Source organism: Marivirga sericea (assembly GCF_900177665.1).
GTDB classification, from domain to species: Bacteria; Bacteroidota; Bacteroidia; order Cytophagales; family Cyclobacteriaceae; genus Marivirga; species Marivirga sericea.
Genome location: NZ_FXAW01000005.1, coordinates 77,891 through 96,341 on the forward strand (window position 1 = coordinate 77,891; position 18,451 = coordinate 96,341).

At 37.6% G+C, this 18,451-nt stretch carries 13 protein-coding genes and 1 pseudogene; 8 read left to right on the top strand and 6 right to left on the bottom strand.

Annotated features, from left to right (window positions below):
* Positions 1-87 precede the first annotated feature (87 nt).
* Complete coding sequence (locus B9Y84_RS12190) at positions 88-654, top strand: DUF3109 family protein (protein ID WP_085517639.1); 567 nt, start codon at positions 88-90, stop codon at positions 652-654.
* Here the strand turns inward: B9Y84_RS12190 and B9Y84_RS12195 are convergent.
* The 3 genes from B9Y84_RS12195 to B9Y84_RS12205 form a co-directional block, all read right to left on the bottom strand.
* A complete protein-coding gene (locus tag B9Y84_RS12195) occupies positions 651-2,891 on the bottom strand; it encodes a PAS domain-containing sensor histidine kinase (RefSeq protein WP_085517641.1) in 2,241 nt (746 codons plus the stop codon). The genes B9Y84_RS12190 and B9Y84_RS12195 overlap by 4 nt on opposite strands.
* Before the next feature lie 269 nt (positions 2,892-3,160).
* On the bottom strand, positions 3,161-3,964 hold the full coding sequence (locus tag B9Y84_RS12200) for a 3'-5' exonuclease (RefSeq protein WP_085517643.1): 804 nt from the start codon (positions 3,962-3,964) through the stop codon (positions 3,161-3,163).
* A gap of 3 nt (positions 3,965-3,967) precedes the next feature.
* On the bottom strand, positions 3,968-5,341 hold the full coding sequence (locus B9Y84_RS12205) for a UDP-N-acetylmuramate--L-alanine ligase (protein WP_085517646.1): 1,374 nt from the start codon (positions 5,339-5,341) through the stop codon (positions 3,968-3,970).
* 184 nt (positions 5,342-5,525) lie between these two features.
* On the opposite strand from B9Y84_RS12205, the gene dnaB reads away from it, so the two are divergent.
* The 3 genes from dnaB (at position 5,526) to B9Y84_RS12220 (ending at position 9,071) form a co-directional block, all read left to right on the top strand.
* Entirely contained in the window at positions 5,526-7,091 is a 1,566-nt protein-coding gene (gene dnaB, locus B9Y84_RS12210; protein WP_085517968.1) for a replicative DNA helicase, read from the top strand.
* Positions 7,092-7,170: 79 nt separating this feature from the next.
* Positions 7,171-8,163 (top strand): quinone oxidoreductase family protein, encoded by a 993-nt coding sequence (locus B9Y84_RS12215; RefSeq protein WP_085517648.1) that lies wholly within the window; start codon positions 7,171-7,173, stop codon positions 8,161-8,163.
* Positions 8,164-8,189: 26 nt separating this feature from the next.
* On the top strand, positions 8,190-9,071 hold the full coding sequence (locus B9Y84_RS12220) for a ChaN family lipoprotein (RefSeq protein ID WP_085517650.1): 882 nt from the start codon (positions 8,190-8,192) through the stop codon (positions 9,069-9,071).
* Between the two features lie 17 nt (positions 9,072-9,088).
* Here B9Y84_RS12220 and B9Y84_RS12225 read toward each other — a convergent pair whose 3' ends face one another.
* Positions 9,089-12,187, bottom strand: a complete 3,099-nt coding sequence (locus B9Y84_RS12225; protein WP_085517652.1) for an efflux RND transporter permease subunit — start codon at positions 12,185-12,187, stop codon at positions 9,089-9,091.
* A 211-nt stretch (positions 12,188-12,398) separates the two neighbouring features.
* Between B9Y84_RS12225 and B9Y84_RS12230 the strand changes: the two genes are divergently transcribed.
* Both B9Y84_RS12230 and B9Y84_RS12235 read left to right on the top strand, forming a co-directional pair.
* On the top strand, positions 12,399-13,460 hold the full coding sequence (locus B9Y84_RS12230; RefSeq protein ID WP_085517655.1) for an efflux RND transporter periplasmic adaptor subunit: 1,062 nt from the start codon (positions 12,399-12,401) through the stop codon (positions 13,458-13,460).
* Positions 13,460-16,477: an efflux RND transporter permease subunit gene (locus B9Y84_RS12235; protein WP_085517656.1), complete on the top strand. Its 3,018-nt coding sequence runs from the start codon at positions 13,460-13,462 to the stop codon at positions 16,475-16,477. Before B9Y84_RS12230 ends, B9Y84_RS12235 begins: the two co-directional genes overlap by 1 nt.
* A gap of 253 nt (positions 16,478-16,730) precedes the next feature.
* Here the strand turns inward: B9Y84_RS12235 and B9Y84_RS20985 are convergent.
* Together B9Y84_RS20985 and B9Y84_RS20990 are read right to left on the bottom strand one after the other, a co-directional pair.
* A pseudogene (locus B9Y84_RS20985) lies at positions 16,731-16,817 on the bottom strand (Rho termination factor); the annotation flags it as partial.
* 21 nt (positions 16,818-16,838) lie between these two features.
* On the bottom strand, positions 16,839-16,979 hold the full coding sequence (locus B9Y84_RS20990) for a DUF7218 family protein (protein WP_317043241.1): 141 nt from the start codon (positions 16,977-16,979) through the stop codon (positions 16,839-16,841).
* A gap of 275 nt (positions 16,980-17,254) precedes the next feature.
* Between B9Y84_RS20990 and B9Y84_RS12245 the strand changes: the two genes are divergently transcribed.
* Positions 17,255-18,145: a DnaJ C-terminal domain-containing protein gene (locus tag B9Y84_RS12245; protein ID WP_085517658.1), complete on the top strand. Its 891-nt coding sequence runs from the start codon at positions 17,255-17,257 to the stop codon at positions 18,143-18,145.
* Positions 18,142-18,438, top strand: a complete 297-nt coding sequence (locus tag B9Y84_RS12250; RefSeq protein ID WP_085517660.1) for a chaperone modulator CbpM — start codon at positions 18,142-18,144, stop codon at positions 18,436-18,438. The genes B9Y84_RS12245 and B9Y84_RS12250 overlap by 4 nt, the downstream gene beginning before the upstream one ends.
* Positions 18,439-18,451: the final 13 nt, after the last annotated feature.

The following is an 18,451-nucleotide window of genomic DNA, read 5'->3' on the forward strand; positions in this document are numbered from 1 at the left end:
GCGGAACTTTTTAGCTTGTATTTACTTTCTATAAAATCATTTCAAATCTTTTAAGGGTATTCCAGCAATTAAAATTAATTTTACCGTATGATACTAGTAGGCAATGCAGTCATAACCGATGACATTAAGGATAAAAATTTTGTATGCAACATAGAAAAGTGCAAAGGAGCATGTTGCGTAGAGGGCGATTTGGGAGCACCTTTAACAGAGGAAGAGCTTCCGATCATGAAAGAAATATACCCAAAAGTAAAACCTTACTTATCTGCAGAAGGCATTAAAGCCATAGAGGATCAAGGGGAATATGTTGAGGATTGGGAAGGGGATTATAGCACAACTACCATTAATGATAAAGAATGTGCTTATGCGATCTATGATGACAAGGGTATTTTAAAATGCGGTATAGAACAGGCTCATAATGATGGGAAGATCAATTTTCTAAAGCCAATTTCGTGTCACTTATATCCGATCCGAATTACCAAATACGATGAGTATGATGCACTAAACTATGACAGATGGGAAATTTGTAATCCTGCCTGCGATTTTGGGGAAAAACTAGGTGTCCCTTTATACAAGTTCTTGAAAGATGCCTTAATCAGAAATTATAGTAAAGAATGGTATGAGGATTTGGTAAAGGAAATCGACTCTGAAAACTAAAATTTAAGGTTAGGAATAGTCAGCGTAAACTTGGTACCTTTGTCAATCTTAGATTTCACATGAATTTCTCCTTGTATCTTTTGAATAGTTTCTCTTACTATATAGAGTCCAATTCCAGTGCCTTTGCTGCTATTAGAAGCTCTGAAAAACATATCGAAGATTTTCTCAAGATATTGATTTTCAATACCTAAACCATTGTCAGAAATACTTATATTTGCTTGAGTTTCATTTGCACTGATCACAATTTCAACATAAGGATCATCTATAAATGGATTAAAATACCGAATAGAATTCGATATAAGATTATTAAGAATCACTTTCAATCGTCTTTTATCAGAATAGAATGGAACATCTGATTCAACACTAATCTTTTTTTCTATTCTATCATAATTCTGCAAATACTGATAGTTATCGAGAGTATCTTGAATTAATTCATTGAAATCTATCGGCTCAGCTGATACTTCCTGCCTCGCATTACGCGATAAATCCACGATATCCTTAATAAAATCATCAAGTTTATTAATACTTTTATCTACTAAATCTAAATAATGAGCTAGTTTTTCCTTATCATCCTCATCTTTTGCGAGATTAATCAGCCCTTTAACAGAACTAAGTGGTGCTTTTAAATCGTGTGAAGCACTGTAAACAAAACTATCCAGCTCTGTATTCAATTTTTTTAATTCTCTATTTTGCTTTTTGAGTTTCTCTTGAGCACTTTTAATAGCTGTCACATCACGTATTGCTCCATCAAAATAAGTTGATCCTTCCTCATCTAAGCTTACCATGCTACTAATTAAACCTGTAAAAGTGTCCCCATTTTTCTTTTGAAATTGGACTTCTACATTGGTTACTTCTTTCTTTTTAACTAATAGCTTCCCTAACCGCTCTCTGTCATCAGGATTTGCATAAAGGCTGTTCAATTTAGCGTGGTGATATAACTCCTCTTTTGAATCAAACCCGAACATTTTAACAAAAGCTTCATTTATAAAAATCAAGCCCTTGTCATGAGTGCTTCTATAAATTGCCTCAGAAATATTTTTATTTACTGAGGCAATTATTCGCTCATTACTTTTAATCTTTTCTTTAGCTTCAAAACTTTCAGTTATATCATCTGTGATACACACAACTCCGCTGATATGTTTGTTGACCATTACAGGAAAAACCTTCGAATCGACAACTTTTACAACTCGTCCATTCTCCTCATAGAAATCTCTATAATTTTCTTCCGTTCCATTAAGTGCTATTTTGATTCTACTAATGGTTTTTTCGTATACAGATGAAATCTCCTTCTGATCTAGCAAATTCATTCCTACTTCAGGTACGATCCCGTACTGAACTTTGACATGTTTATAAAATTTGCTATTAAAGGCTAGTAAATTGAAATCAGCATCAATCATCCACACTATGGATTCGAGACTATCAAAAATGGCCCTTAAAGTTGCTTCCTGGTGCAAAACTTCCCCTACTTGAAACTGTAGCTGATTATAAAAATCTTCTTGGATTTCTTCTAACTCTCTCGCTAGTTGCTTGTAGTCAGTTATGACAGTATTTATTAGAACTTGAATAGGGTTAAATCTCTCTACTTCGCTTTCTAATAATTTAGTATTTTTACCCTCCCAGCTTAAATTGGTGAGGATCTCAATAATTTCATTTCCATTATTTTCTATGTTAGTGTTCTGTATAGACTCCTTCGCCTTTAATCTCTTTATTTCTGCAATCAACTCGTCCTTAGTAAGTGAATTCAAGTAATCATCAGATAAAATATCGGACTGCCGTCCATTAATCGCATACTCAACGGCCAAATAGGGATTGCCCACCTTTTCTACACCTTCGAGCTGCTCCGGTTTATGGATTGAATACATATCCATGATGACTTTTCCTACCCCTTGATAAATAAATAAAACCTTAGCCCAGTACTTCCTAAATGATAGGTCAAAAAAATGAATCTCTCTGCGCACAGAAGCTGGAATATTATACAGCTGCGTAGCATCCATAATGAATGTCAACTTTTGACTACTGTGCAGTTGAGCTGCTTTCTGCAAATTCTTGAAAAATAATTGCGATTTCTGACTGTTAGCTTCACCTATTGAGATAACATACAATATGCTATTCTCTACAAGCAAATAATAACATTTATAATCGTCAAATTCCGAGATACTTAAATTTTCCAAAACTTTATAATTAAGGTTTTGGTTTTCAAATATGTTTCCTATTTCTTCTAAGTATCTCGTATTCAATTCAATTCCGCTTATAAATTATTTCTATAAATTTATATTTCATAAAAATATACAAATTTTCACTTAGAAATTGGGCTGAACGTTTAATTTATAGGTAAATGTAGGTTATAGCTAAAATTGCACTAAAATCTGGCTATAGCTCAAAATATCTCTTAAGTATATTCAATAAAAACTACAAAAGAAAAACGCGGAAAACAGCAAAAATCTACTAAAAATAAAACCCTAAATTATTACTTAATCTAGGGCCTTATGATTACTGTAATTCCTGACTATCTTTGGAAACCTCGAAGTTTAATCTCTGTTAACTTTCTCTTAGTATCCATTGGGAAATCTCCTTTCATCATCCAGTCATAATAGCCAGACTCCTTTTTCAATACATTTTCAACGGCTTGTCCTTTATGTTTTCCAAAGTTAAAAACCTCAATACCGTCATCGTTGAAAACAAATCTTCCTGCTAAATCCACCATATTATCATTAGTGATTAGATGTAAGGTTTCTACGTTATTTTCAATGGTACCTATTGTCTTTCCTTTTAAATCCTTTAAACTTTCACCCTCATACCTTTTAATTTGAGCATCTAATACCTCTAATGTGGCCAAGGTATCTGCCTCGGCAGAATGCGCATCGACTAGATCTTTATCGCAATAAAATTTATAGGCTGCGGTTAAAGTTCTTTTTTCCATCATATGAAAAATCTTTTGAGCATCTAACAACTTCCTCTTAGAGATATCAAAATCCACATCTGCTCTTAAAAACTCTTCCACTAGCACTGGCACATCAAATTTTAAAATATTGAAACCAGCCAGATCACAGCCATGTAAAAAGGCAGACAGCTCTTTAGCAACTGACTTGAAAGCTGGCTTGTCTTTAACATCTTTATCGTAAATTCCGTGTATCAAACTAGTCTCCACAGGTATCGGTCTCTCTGGATTTATTCTTTCAGTATTTTTAATGATGTCACCATCTGGCATCACCTTCACGAAAGAATATTCCACTATTCTGTCTTGTACAACATTAGTACCTGTTGTTTCTAGGTCAAATATGACCAAGGGATTTTTGAGTTTTAAAAACATAAACTATTTAACTAATAATTGAGCGGTTTCATTTAAATCTAAGTTCCCGAAATGACCTGAGCTTAAAAAGGCAAAGGTTTCCACTTTACCTTTTTGGTTTTCCATCGCTTTTTTCAGCTGCACGACATCTTCGAAAAACTGTAAATCAGAATTATTAAAAGCTGTTTTAATATCAGCTTCTTGGAGTTTATTGTCTCCTTCAAGTTTAATATTATCAGGATTGACATACACAAATGCCACATCCGCATGCTTTAACGCATCCTTATATTCATTTATAAATCCTTTGTCCAAACTACTAAAAGTATGCAATTCATAAGCAACACATATTTTCCCTTCAGTAAATTGGTGATGAAGTGCATTCACAGTAGCCTTCAATTTTGACGGTGCATGCGCATAATCCTTAAATACCTTAATACTATTATTTTCAGCCAATAATTCCAATCTGTTCTTTGCCCCTTTAAATGTTGCAATAGCGCTATAAAAGGTCTCTTCGGGGACACCCAGAATATCACATACCTCTTGAGCTGCTTTGATATTTTGAAGATTGTGCCTACCAAAAATATTTATTTTCACTTCACCTTGATTTTTGGTTTTTAAGTAGGTTTTCCCACCCTTTATTAAAGCTTCATGAGCAGAATATGGAAGTTTACGAACATCTTCACGCTCTTTAGCACCTACAATGTTTGCAAGATTATCTTCCTCACAGTAGATTAAAGAGCCTGCTTTTGGTGTTTTATCGGCAAACAGATCGAATTGCTTGGCATAATCTTCAAAGGTTGGAAAAACATTCTTATGATCCCACTTTATCCCGGAGATCACACCAATGTGATGGTCATATTTCAAAAATTTTGGCTGAAGATCTAATTTTGAAGATAAATATTCATCTCCTTCAATAACGATAATAGCTGCTTCGGAGATCTGTACTGTTAGGTCAAATCCCTCCACTTCAGCACCCACTAAATAATCAAAAGTTTTACCTGCTGTTTTTAAAACGTGCATGATTATAGCTGTAATGGAGCTTTTTCCATGACTTCCACCTATCACAATTCTCTGTTTGTTAGCGGAAACAGCTCGAATAAACTCCGGGAAAGAAAAAATCTTCAAGCCCAACTCCTGTACCCTTTTCAGTTCAGGATTATCTTCTTTGGCATGCATACCCAAAATAACTGCATCCAAGTCCTCATGCAATTGATCTGCATTCCATCCTATGGAGGCACTTAAATCAGCTGCTTTTAATTTGCTTGCCGCTGGTTCATAAATTTCATCATCTGAACCTGTTACTATAATCCCCCTTTTATGAAGAGCCAAGGCGAGATTATGCATCACGCTTCCGCCTATAGCTATAAAATGTACTCGCTTAATTTGATTTAAATCCATTTGGTTTGTATTAGATTATTCAAAAATAGAATAAAGTTTATGCCGTGGCAAATTATCTCATGTTTTTAGATGTTGATAAGCTGTGGATAAGTTGTAGGAAACTTGATTGGTTTTCACTAACGATAAAGAAAATAATAATTTAGCTTTGTTAGCTTTTGAAAATTCAAAATTAGTAGGGGAACATATGGAATCAAAAAAATCATCCGCATTAAGGATAGGTCAGAAAAATAAAAAACTCGATATAAGCGATAATATGGGGAAAATGCCTCCCCAGGCGGTTGAATTAGAAGAGGTTGTATTAGGAGCACTAATGTTAGAAAAGGATGCTTTAACCAACGTAATTGACATTCTAAAACCAGAAAGTTTCTACCGAGAAGCTCACGAAGAAATTTACAAAGCAATTGTTCAACTTTTCAACAATTCGGAACCTGTTGATCTAATGACGGTTACGAATCAGTTACGAAAAAATGGAAAATTAGACCTAATAGGTGGAGCCTATTACATTACATCCCTTACTTCAAGAGTAAACTCCGCTGCAAATATTGAATACCATGCTAGAATTATAGCTGAGCAAGCCATCAAAAGGCAACTCATCAAAATATCTCGTGAAATTCAGGAAGATGCCTACGAAGACACAACAGATGTTTTTGATTTGTTAGATAAAACAGAGCAGGAACTTTTTGATGTCACTAATTCCAATATCAAGAAGAATTATGCGGATATGTCATCCTTAATGAAGCAAGCTTTTGTAGAGTTGGAGGAAAGAAGGAACCATACTGATGGTTTAACAGGAGTTCCAACTGGTTTCTCTGCGCTGGACCGTGTAACTTCAGGATGGCAGAAATCTGATATGGTCATTATAGCTGCTAGACCAGGTATGGGAAAAACAGCTTTTATAGTTTCGGCTCTTAGAAATGCTGCTGTAGATTTCAAGCAACCTGTAGCTATTTTTTCCTTAGAGATGTCTTCTGTTCAATTGGTCAATAGATTGATCTCATCTGAAGCGGAATTGGATTCAGAGAAAATTAAAAAAGGTGACTTAAAAGATTATGAATGGCAACAATTAGTTCATAAAACGGCTGCTTTAACGGAAGCTCCAATTTTTATTGATGATACACCTGCTCTTTCTATTTTAGAACTTAGAGCAAAATGTAGAAGATTAAAACAACAACATGACATCCAGTTAATTGTGATTGATTACTTACAATTGATGTCAGGTGATACTTCAAAAGCTGGTGGCGGTGGTGGAAACCGTGAGCAAGAGATTGCTTCCATATCCCGATCATTAAAAAATATTGCAAAGGAGTTGAACGTGCCAGTAATTGCACTTTCACAATTGAGTCGTGCAGTGGAAACTCGTGGTGGAGATAAAAGGCCACAGCTATCCGATTTAAGGGAATCAGGTTCGATCGAGCAAGATGCGGATATGGTAATGTTCTTGTATAGACCAGAATATTATGGCATTACGGAAGATGAAAATGGAATGCCAACCTCTAATGTGGGCGAAGTAATCATTGCAAAACACAGAAATGGTTCCTTAGAGACTGTTCCATTGAAATTTATTGGACGATTTACTAAATTTTCAGATCTTGATGCACCTGGAAGCGACAGTGGAGTACCGGGATATGGAACCACTTTCCCTTCACAAGCAGGGGTTCCTTCCGATTTTGATGCACCTAGTTCAGTAACTTTACCAAGTAAAGCCACTGGAAAAGATAGACCAGAAGATTCGGATGAAGCGCCTTTTTGATTAAAAACTAATTTGTAACGGTAGGTCTTTTCTATTATTTTTTAGAAAAATAAGCCTATTGAAACTAAAATACATAATAATGAAAGCACTGATTATAGCCGAAAATAATCAAATTCAATTTACAGATAAAGAGATACCAAAGCCTAAAGAAAATGAAGTTCTGGTAAAGATCAATGCAGTAGCACTGAATCACAGAGATCAGTTCATCAGAGAAGGAAAATATCCTGGAATTAATCCAGGTACAATAATAGGTTCAGATGCATGTGGTACTGTTGTAGAAACCGGGGCTAAAGTTGATGAAGTCTGGAAATCAAAGGAAGTGCTTATCAACCCAAATATTGAATGGGGAGAGAATCCTCAGGTTCAATCCTCCAAATATCACATTTTAGGTACCCCCTCAGATGGTTTATTTTGCGAATATGTCTCTATAAGTACGGAAAAGATAGCTGAAAAGCCCGCTCATTTAAGTAAAGAATCAGCTGCAGCGCTGCCTTTAGGTGGCATGACTGCCTTCAGGGCATTATTTCATCATGGGAACTGTCAAAAAGGAGAAAATGTCCTAATATCTGGTGTTGGAGGAGGTGTTGCTCAATTTGCTTTTCAATTTGCACTTGCTAAAGGGGCCCATGTTTATGTTACCTCAAGTGATGAATTGAAAAGGACAAAATCGATTGAAATTGGCGCAAAAGGCGCTTTTAATTACAAAGAAAAAGATTGGGTTAAAGATGCTAAAAGTAAATCTGGCGGCTTTGATTTGGTAATCGATAGTGCTGCCGGTGACGGAATCAATGATCTCATAAAATTAATGAAGCCCGCTGGTCGAATCGTTTTCTATGGTGCTACTCAAGGCAAACCACAAAATCTAGATGTGCACCGTATGTTTTGGAACCAAATTACATTGCAAGGCAGTACGATGGCCAATGATGATGAGTTTAAAGCCATGATTGCTTATGTCAAGAAAAATAGAATAGAGCCCATCATCGATTCCATAAGACCTTTTGATGAAATTATTGATGCTTTTGATAAAATGAAAGAGGGAAAGCAATTTGGAAAGCTGGTGGCTAAATTTTGATGAAAGGAATTTAAAACACTATAAATATGAAAAACTTTATCCTAACTGGGCTCTTCCTCATTTCTGCAATAAGCTTCACAAAAGGTCAGAGCAAGACTGCCTACCAATTATTCAGTAATGATGGTGAAATCGCTGAATATAGTGATATGATTAATAGCCTTTCAAAAAGTGATATGGTGTTTTTCGGGGAATATCATAATAACCCTATTTCACATTGGCTGCAATTGGAAATGAGCAAAAGCTTCTATGAAATCAAAGGGGAGAAACTCTATTTCGGAGCTGAAATGTTTGAAGCTGGCAACCAACTTGTAATCGATGAATATTTAAAGGGCTTTTACCCGGAGGATAAGATGACTCCTGAGGTAACCCAAATGTGGAGCAACTATAAAACCGATTATAAGCCTTTACTTGATTTCGCAAAAGCTCATAGTTTGCGATTTATTGCTACCAACATCCCAAGGAGATATGCTTCTATGATTTACAAAAATGGACTAGAGGCATTAAATGAATTAAGTCCAGAAGCACTTGAACTAATAAGCCCTGATATAGAAAAGTACTTTGATCCCACAGTTAAAGCTTACGCAGAAATGGCTGAGATGATGGGTGGACATGTACCTGAAAATATGCTCAATATACAAGCAGCTCAAGCCGCCAAAGATGCTACAATGGCTCATTTCTCACTTGAAAATTTCAATGAGGACGATTTCTTATTTCATATCCAAGGATCTTATCATTCTAATTATGATCAAGGTATCATTTGGTGGATCAGTCAAATTCAACCCGACATTAGGATTGCCTCCGTCACGACTGTCTCGCATTCAGAATGGGATAAAATGCCCGAAGAGGAAAAATCAACTATCGCAGATTATATTATAGTGGTGGCTGATGACATGACACAAACAAACTAAAAAAATTCTAAGCAAGCCTAAGATTGGGACTTTCTCACAGCCAACAGCGGAAAAAAGAAAAACACCCCAATCATAGAGAATATCAAACCACCAATTGTACCAACCGCAAGAGAAAACCAGAACACCTCATTTTGCCCGCTCATGACAAATGGAATCAAGCCAAAGCAGGTGGAGAATATAGTCAACAATATCGGGGCTGCTTTAGTGCTTACTGATTTAAGGAAAGCTCTGCTATTCTGGACTTTTCGATTCTTAAAATCGTATAGAATATAAATCCCAGCGTTTACTGTTAAGCCGCCCAGCATTACGAAAGCGGCATAGCCACCTTGATCAAAGTAAAACTCAAACCATCCGAAAGTGAGAAATAAACCAATGAAAGAAAGTGGAATTAACAGTAAAATATAGAAAGGCAGTTTGAAGCTCTCAAATAAAATACTGCAAATGAAGAAAATAGCGACTATCAGCAAGAGTAAGAGCGAATATTGTTTTTTAGCAGCATCTGATCCCCAGCTGTATGATTGCTTTTCGGCTGAATACCCTAAGGGTTTGATTTGATCATAAGTTGCCAGAATCTCATCTAAATATTTACTACCAAAACGAGAAGATCCATAATATTCAAAGCTTAACACCCTAATATAGCTGCGGTTTTCTTTGTAAATCGCATTCACTGTGCTCTCTAACTGTAGCTTACTTAATTTCCCTGTAGGAATTCTTTTTCCAGCATAGTCTAAGCTGTATTGCTCCAATGCATATTTGTTGAAATCGTCTGCTTGTGCAGAGGCTAAAACCACTGGAAACTGTTCCCCATTAATAGGTAAATAGGCCGTAGCGCCATTTGCCGGAGCGTGCATTCTAATGGCATTGGTGAAGTCTGAAAGGCTTACATTATGAAAAGCTAACTCCTTCAAATCAGGTCTAATGATATATTCCTTACTTTTCTGATCTCGCCAACTCATCCGCTCATTAGTATTCACTTCCTGAATCCGGGGATGTTCTAACAGCATCTCTGCCAGTTTATCGGCTTGGTTTTCCAGTTCGAAATAATTATAGCCTTTTAAAGCTACCCTAAAAGATGGGATTCCGTCACTAGAACCCGTAGAAAAGCCCTGCCCTACTCCATAAACGCTCCAATTGACTCCACTCCAATTCGTACTTCTAGACGATAAACGTGCTTTCAATTGATAAGGAAATGCTGATTTCTCATATTCCTCTTTGAAAATGATCTCTATACTACCGTATTGACCGGAATAGATTTGAGTCGTAAAAATATCAATCCCCTCCTGCTGCAGAAGAAATTCCTCGAAATCCTGCATGATGCTATTCATCTGCTCGAGGGTATTTCCATACGGTAATTTTCCCGTGATATAGAGGCGTGTTTTTTCATTCTCTCTATAGCTCGAACGCTCATATACATTACGCACAAAAAGGCGTAAACTCCCGCCTAACCATTTATCAGAAATCGGCCGGATATCATCCTGATAAATATCGGAACCGATAATTTTATTATACCACTCATGATCTTCCCATTTGGCAGGGAGCATGAAGATGGGCAAACCAAATCCTAGCAATAGCAAGGTAAAGAAGGTTTTGCGGTATTTCACTGACCAATTAATAGCATTGGAATACCTCCAAAACCAGCGCACTTTTCTGCGCAATTGCCTCATACTATTCCCTTTACGATTTTGGTTCTGCGAGCTGAACAATAATTCATAGAGCGAAGGCGTAAAAAACAGGGCTACCAAGAGTGAAACTCCCAAAAGCAATGCAACCACTTTGGAGAAATCTACCAAGTTCATTTTTTGCTCTTCCGGTAATAGGAAAACCAATAACAATGCAGCTATCGTGGTCAGCGAAGCAGCCAGTAGCGCCAAAAACAAATGCCGATTTTTGTATTTATGAATATGATCAATCATCACAATGGCATTATCGACTATCAAGCCAAAGGAAATAGTCAAACCCGCTAAAGAATACAAATGGATTTCAATATCCAATGCCCAAACGCCTATGATGGCAAGGGAAACATTCACTAAAATACCGGCAAAGAGCACCAAGAGATAACGCCAATTGCGGTTGATTAAAAAAATGAAAAGAATCAATATGCTAATGGATAGAATTGATCTTTCATAAAGTTTATCCAGCTCTTTTTCCAGGTATTCGGTATCATCATAAACCAAACGGAGCGCCAAGCCTTGCGCCAAATTATCTTCGATTTCATTTAATCGAGATTTTACTTCTCTGGCCAAATTAATTCGGTTTACTCCCTTCCGAGCCTCCACTACAAGCGTTACAAAGTTTTCGCCATTGATTCTGTAGTAACTATTGGGCTCTTGCTCCTCCAAATTAATATCCGCTAAATCTTTTAGCTTGTAGCTATTTCCTGATTCGGTTTGAATGATTTTCAACTCTCCTATTTGCTGAATATCATCAAATCGCTGGTCAAGCACTAAAACATATTTTTCATTGCCCGCACTTTGTGCCAAACCGGGATAACGCAATTGACCACTTTGTTGCAAAGCCGATCTTAAATCGCTGGGAATTAACCCATAAGCTTCTAACTTTTGGGAGTGAAAATTGATACTGATTTGTAGATTATTAGCCCCGTAAACAGGCAAAGCTTCTATTCCGGCAATCTTTTGCAGAGGCTTCACAATAGACTCTTGGGTAATTACCTTTATTCTGTAAGAAGCAAAAGGTCCGCGGACCGTATATCTCAGAATGGTTTTGCTTTCCGTCTCCTCATCTCCCCCACTGCTTTGCAAAATTGGGTAACTGACTTTTTCATCCAATTGCGGATAGACTTGTCGGATGAGCGTGGCCACTTCAAAGCGTTTATATGCCAAATCTGCATTTTTAGAAAAGCGAAGGGTAATATTTCCGCTTCCATAGCGGGACTGGGAATTGAGCTCATCTAAATCTCTAAGTTGGGATAAAATATTTTCCAATGGAGCGGTGGCCAGTTTCTCCACCTGCGTAGGATCTGCATTACGCACATTAAATTGCAGACTGATCTCAGGCGTCTGATAAGTAGGGTTCAGGTTGACCGACAGTTTGGGAATAAGCGCCAATCCCATTAAACTGATGACTAAAAATGTAATGATAATTCGAAATGGGGTCATTGAGAGTAAAGATAGGAATTATTGGGGGATGGGAAATAAATAAACTATAGATTTAGGTATTTAAACTTCTAAAAGGTAGGTGTGTCTAAAAAATAGACCTACATAATTACTAAACGAACTTAAGTACATGCACTTTTTCATCACTTTTAAAAGTATTTCCTTTGATTTTCAACTACCAAAATAGTAGTTTTATATTTGAACCAAAATCAATATGTCAAAAAATACACCCTTGGTATTCGTCTTAATTGCTTTCTTGGCCTGCAATAGCGAAGAAAAAATAGATGAAAAAACGGCCACTGAAAATGTCAAAAACACGCCTCCCAATACCATGGTGAAGGTAGACACCGCTATTAGTGCACCTTTCTATTTGTTGATTCAGAGTTCTGGAAAAGTAAAAGCGCACAAAGATGTTATCATGTTAGCGGAAACAAGCGGCACAATCCAGCGAGCCAATATTAAATCGGGGCAGAAAGTTAGCAAAGGCCAGGTTTTAGTTCGTTTGAATCCTTCAGAAGCACAATTAAAACTTCAGTCTGCAAAAATCAACTATGACAAAGCGCAACTAGAGTTTGAAAACAGCTTGATCGGCTTCCCCAAACTCTTGGCACAAGAAAATCCTGAAGAGGACAGCCTATATCAAAAACTAAAAATAGGAAGCGGTTTGCAAGAAAGCAGTATTCAACTCAAAGAAGCCCAAATAGCTTTAGAGAAAACCGTAGTGAGAGCTCCTTTTTCTGGGACGCTCTATGATGTACAAGCCTTTCCAGGCAAAAACATCCAAGCTGGAGATGAGCTCTTTGCTGAATTCAACCACAAGCTTTTAGTAGAAGTTGATCTGCTGGAATCAGAAGCATTAAACCTAAAAGAAGGAATGCCTGCTGAAATTCGGAATCCCGCTATGGATACACAATTTCTAGGCGAGGTGTTCAGCGTAAATCCAAAAGTAGATGAAAACGGCTTAGTGAAAACGCAGATTCTTCTTAAAGGAGAACAAGCCCTTTGGCCGGGTATGAATGTAGAGGTCGAAGTCAGAATTCCTAAGGGAGAAAGACTGCAAGTACCTAAAAGCAGTTTGGTATTGCGCTCCGGCAAGCCCGTGGTTTTCTCCATAGAACAGGATTTGGCAAAATGGAATTATGTGGAATTCGGATATGATAATGGCAAAATGGTTGAAATCAGAGATGGCTTAGAAGCCGGAACGGTAGTGATTACCAATAACAATTTGCAATTGGCGCATGATGCCCCTATCAGCATTCAAAATTCTGACAATTAATGACCCGCTATTTCATCCAAAGACCCATAGCCGTCATCATGACTTTTGTTGCGCTTATAGGATTGAGCGTATTGGCCTGGCTGAACCGACCTGTTTCCCTCCTACCCGATATTGATGTACCCGAAATGGCCATTCGAGTAGATTATGCCAATGCCTCACCTGAAGCCATAGAAAACAATATCCTCAAACCCATGCGGGAATCTTTTACTACCATGCAGGGCTTGTCGGATTTACAGTCTGCTGCATCCAATGAAAATGGTTTGTTGCGCTTACGGTTTAATTATGGACAAAGAATGGATTTGGCTTTTGTGGAAGTCAATGAGAAAATTGATCGACTAACGGATCAATTTCCAGCTGACATGTCTCGACCTAGGGTAATTCGGGTCAATTATACTGATATTCCGATTGCAAAAATTCAGTTGATTCCAAAAGATGCTTCTAATATGGTGGAAAGCTCTAGGCTAGCAGAAAATGTCATTAAAAAGCGGATCGAACAGATAGAAGGCATTTCCTTGGTCGATTTAAGCGGAACCGTAGAGGAACAAATCAAAATTACACCTGACCTAAAAGCGCTGGAAAGAGCAGGACTGGAAATCGAGGCCATTTCGCAGGCCATACAAGCCGCAAATCAAGAATTGGGGGGTGTAGAAGTGAAGGACGGGCAATACCAATATTATATGCGAATGGCGGGCAGACTAAATAATGCCGAAGATATTGCAGCAATCCCCATTAGAATCAGTGATGCGAAATACATTCCGCTCCATCAGCTGGCCAACATAAAAACAGCCGAAGAGAAGGTGAGCGGCTTTCACTTTTACAATCAAAACAGAGGTATTGTGATGAACATTCACAAGCAACCACAAGCGGTGATGACCGAGCTGATGCCTGAAATTGAAGAGTCCATTGAGCAGTTTAAAATGGATTATCCAACTTTGGAGATTGCCATCACCCAAGATCAATCCATTTTTTTAAAAGCAGGAATCAATAATTTGCAGGGAAGTTTATTATTTGGAGGGTTATTTGCTTTTGCAGTACTCTTCCTTTTTATGGGTTCTTTTCGCTTGCCTGTGATTATGGGAATTAGCTTACCATTGTCACTGATTTTATCCTTTCTGTTTTTTGAAATATTTGGATTGAGTATCAATATCATTTCGCTTAGTGGCCTAGCTTTAGGTTTGGGAATGTTAATTGACAATGCAATTATCGTATTGGAAAACATCAGCCGAAAACGCATGGAAGGCCTCAACCTTTTGGATGCTTGTGTGGCAGGAGTTGGAGAAGTTCGAGGCGCATTAATCAGTTCGGTCTTGACCACCTTGGCGGTATTTGTTCCCTTAATTTTCTTAAGTGGTGTCAGCGGAGTACTGTTTTTCGATCAGGCAGTTTCCGTTGGGATTATTCTGACCGTGTCGCTCGGTGTTTCATTTGTACTGCTCCCTCTGCTTTATCGCTTATTCTTTGAAAAGAAAAAGGATTTCAAAAAGGAAGACAGCCGGTTTTTTAAAAGTATTATCCGGGGATTTGAAAAATCGCACCACTGGTCGTTTCGCAATAAAAGGCTTAGCTTCTTCCTGATTCTCTTGATAATCCCTCTGGGGTTATGGGCTTTTTGGAGTTTGGATCAAAAAGGCTTGCCCGACATCACCCGGAACGAGGCCGTAGTGAAGATCAATTGGAACGAGCCGATCGATGTAGTAGAAAATGCCGAACGAACCAAGACTTTACTGCAATCGCTCGATTCGCAATTCCAGTTTAGCGAAACGGATGCCGGTATTCCCCAATATTTGTTAAGTCTGGAAAATGCCGAACTGCAGGAAAGTTTGATTTATCTCCAATTTGAAAATGAAGAAATCAAAGATAAAACCTTAACTGCATTCGAAGCGCTTGTGGAACAAAGCTATTCTAAGGCTTCCTTTGAGAAGGAGAATGCTAAAAATGCTTTTGATATGCTCTTTGCCAGTGATGAACCTTATTTTAGGGTGCAATGGCAAGACCCTGGCTTGAAAAATGCCGATCCACAAAGTATCAAACCCAAATTAGAGAACTTCCCGGCAGATCAATATCAGTTGGGCCCTTCCTTGGAGGAAGAAAGCAGCATGATCATGATGATCAAACAAGCCGAACTCTTGCGATATGGCATTGCTCCGGACCAAATTATCAGTCAACTGCAAAGAGTATTGGGAGATTATAAAATCTCAGAGCTGAAGCAATTTGCCATCATTACGCCTGTAGTCTTAGAAACAGATGCAAAAGCTTTTGAGGATTTGCTAAAAGCGGCTAAAGTGAAAAACAGTGAAGGCAAAAGTTATGCATTAGGGAATTTTGTGGAGTACGAATGGGGTAATAAATTAAAGAAAATTACGGCTGATGCCTCAGGAACTTACTTTTCGGTGAACCTATCCGAAGAAGCACTTCCAAAAGACCCAGAGGTTTTAACTGCGGAAATCAATCAGTGGGCAAGTAGTCATAACCTCATCCAAAAAGTATCAGGGAGGTACTTCTCTGACCAAGAGAATTTAAAAGAACTGGCCTTTATTCTACTGATTTCTGTGGTGCTCTTATACTTTATTTTGTCTGCCCAGTTTGAAAGTTTCTGGCAACCTTTGATTGTGATTTTCACTTTGCCTTTTGGTATAATGGGTGCCGTGCTCATGCTTTGGATAGGCGGCAGCAGTATCAATATCATGTCGGCTATCGGCATGGTGGTGATGTTGGGAATTATGGTCAACGATGCCATTTTGAAGGTGGACACCATGAACCGTAATTTAAAAGCCTTGGAAAAGAAAGATAAAGAAAGTGTTTATGAAGCCGTTTTTTCCGCTGGAAAAATCAGATTAAAGCCTATTCTGATGACTTCCATTACTACCCTTTTGACGTTAAGTCCAGTCTTGCTCTCTGGTGGTTTGGGAGCAGAATTGCAGAAGCCATTAGTATTAGCTGTAATGGGTGGTTTGACTATAGGGACTTTTACGGCTTTGTATTTTGTGCCTTTGGTGTACTATAGGTTGGCGAGTTGACAGGTTTTCAGGTTGGCAAGTTTTTAGGTTGGCACGTTGAAGGGTTTTCAAGTGGCAGTTAGGTCAGTACCGAAGGTCAGACCGGCCTAAGCTAAATTCTACAAAAACTCCTATTAATGTCTATGGCTTTGATGTACTATAGTTTGTTAAAGCCCCTTAATCCCCAAGGGGGAAACTAGGTCAGTACCGCAGGTCAGACCGGATAAAATCACCAAAAAATCTCTGAATTATCGATATGGCCTTCCTCGATCATCTATCTTTTCCTCAATGCTTTAATCAGTTCCTCTTTGTTCATTTTGGAACGCCCCTCAAGCCCGACTTTCTGGGCTTGGTCTTCTAGCTCCTCAACTCTCCACTCTTCTTAGGGAGGCGCTTGACCACCTTTTTTGCCAGCGTCAGCTGTGTTGGCAATCCGAGCAGCTTTCTCATTGCTCATACCTTTGTCTCTCAAGGCTTCATATTGTTCTTCATTTTTGATAGATGACATCTCTTTATCCGGCATAATGTATTCTTTTTACTTTGTTTAACCGGCTAATAAAGAATGGGGTTGCGCTTTTCATCAACAAGAATTAGGAAAAAGATCTACAAAACTGAGGGTTTCTAGTTCAGCACGAATCTTTCAAGAGATCAAACATCTAGTTCTTCATACTCATCTACACCTCATCATGAAAAATAATATTTAACATTACCCTATATAGCTAAGATTTTAAATATTACTAAAAAATTGCTATACCTACAGCACTTAAAAACGTTACTAAAGTATAAACATATCCAATAATGGCGTTCATCGATTACTATAAAATACTAGGGCTTTTCAAATCAGCTACTGAAAAGGAAATAAAAACTGCATATCGAAAACTTGCTCGGAAGTATCATCCTGATTTGAATCCGGACAACAAAGAAGCAGAAAAGAAATTCAAGGAGGTCAACGAGGCAAATGAAGTATTGAGCAATGCTGAAAACCGTAAAAAGTACGATAAATTCGGTAAAGATTGGAAGCATGGTGAGGAGCAGGAAAAGGCACAGAGACAATATAGCGGTCGATCTCAAGAGCAATCAGGTCCTCAGGGATTCTCTAATGGTGATTATTCTGATTTTTTCGAATCAATGTTCGGAGGTGGTGGCTCCTCGGGCTTTGGACGCACTCCTCAATTCAAAGGAAATGATTTCAATGCCGAACTGCATTTGAATTTGACAGATGTCTACACTACTCAACAGCAGATTTTGACTGTTAATGGAAATAAAATACGCTTAACAATTCCTGCAGGAGTAGAAAATGGCCAATCAATTAAGATCAAAGGCAAGGGAGGATCGGGAATAAATGGCGGTCCAAATGGTGATTTATACTTGAAATTTGTGATCAATAATGATACTAATTTCAAAAGAGAAGGCCAGAATTTGTATAAAGACGTAGCCGTAGATTTATACACCACAATTTTAGGAGGAGAAATTACAGTTGATACTTTTGATAGCAAGGTTAAGCTCAAAGTTAAGCCTGAGACCACAAATCTATCGAAGGTAAAATTGAAAGGAAAGGGATTTCCGGTTTATAAAAGTGAAGGAAAATATGGCGATTTAATTATCACCTATCACATAAAAATTCCAACTAATTTAAGTAAAAAGGAAATCGAGCTATTTAAAGAATTACAAAAAATTCAGAAGAAATGAATGAGCATAATTTAATATCGACCCAAACGCTGTGTACTCATTACAATATAGAAATTTCTTTTATAGATGAGTTAAATAAAATGGATCTTATTCAAATCGAAATCATAGAGCAAAACCAATTTCTTCATCCAGAGCAATTAGGAGTACTTGAAAAAATAATAAGACTCCACTACGAGCTGAATGTAAATCTCGAAGGGATTGATATTGTGTTTAATCTCTTAGAAAAAGAAAGAAATCTAAAAAATGAATTAAATAGTCTAAGAAATAGATTAAGACTTTATGAAAATGAATAATGGATGGTGTTAA

Excerpts from the sequence above, each read along its gene's own strand:
- B9Y84_RS12245 (WP_085517658.1), top strand. The coding sequence starts at position 17,255 with ATGGCGTTCATCGATTACTATAAAATACTAGGGCTTTTCAAATCAGCT.
- dnaB (WP_085517968.1), top strand. The coding sequence starts at position 5,526 with ATGGAATCAAAAAAATCATCCGCATTAAGGATAGGTCAGAAAAATAAA.
- B9Y84_RS12205 (WP_085517646.1), bottom strand. The coding sequence starts at position 5,341 with ATGGATTTAAATCAAATTAAGCGAGTACATTTTATAGCTATAGGCGGA.
- B9Y84_RS12230 (WP_085517655.1), top strand. The coding sequence starts at position 12,399 with ATGTCAAAAAATACACCCTTGGTATTCGTCTTAATTGCTTTCTTGGCC.
- B9Y84_RS12225 (WP_085517652.1), bottom strand. The coding sequence starts at position 12,187 with ATGACCCCATTTCGAATTATCATTACATTTTTAGTCATCAGTTTAATG.
- B9Y84_RS12200 (WP_085517643.1), bottom strand. The coding sequence starts at position 3,964 with ATGTTTTTAAAACTCAAAAATCCCTTGGTCATATTTGACCTAGAAACA.
- B9Y84_RS12190 (WP_085517639.1), top strand. The coding sequence starts at position 88 with ATGATACTAGTAGGCAATGCAGTCATAACCGATGACATTAAGGATAAA.
- B9Y84_RS12235 (WP_085517656.1), top strand. The coding sequence starts at position 13,460 with ATGACCCGCTATTTCATCCAAAGACCCATAGCCGTCATCATGACTTTT.
- B9Y84_RS20990 (WP_317043241.1), bottom strand. The coding sequence starts at position 16,979 with ATGCCGGATAAAGAGATGTCATCTATCAAAAATGAAGAACAATATGAA.
- B9Y84_RS12250 (WP_085517660.1), top strand. The coding sequence starts at position 18,142 with ATGAATGAGCATAATTTAATATCGACCCAAACGCTGTGTACTCATTAC.
- B9Y84_RS12220 (WP_085517650.1), top strand. The coding sequence starts at position 8,190 with ATGAAAAACTTTATCCTAACTGGGCTCTTCCTCATTTCTGCAATAAGC.
- B9Y84_RS12215 (WP_085517648.1), top strand. The coding sequence starts at position 7,171 with ATGAAAGCACTGATTATAGCCGAAAATAATCAAATTCAATTTACAGAT.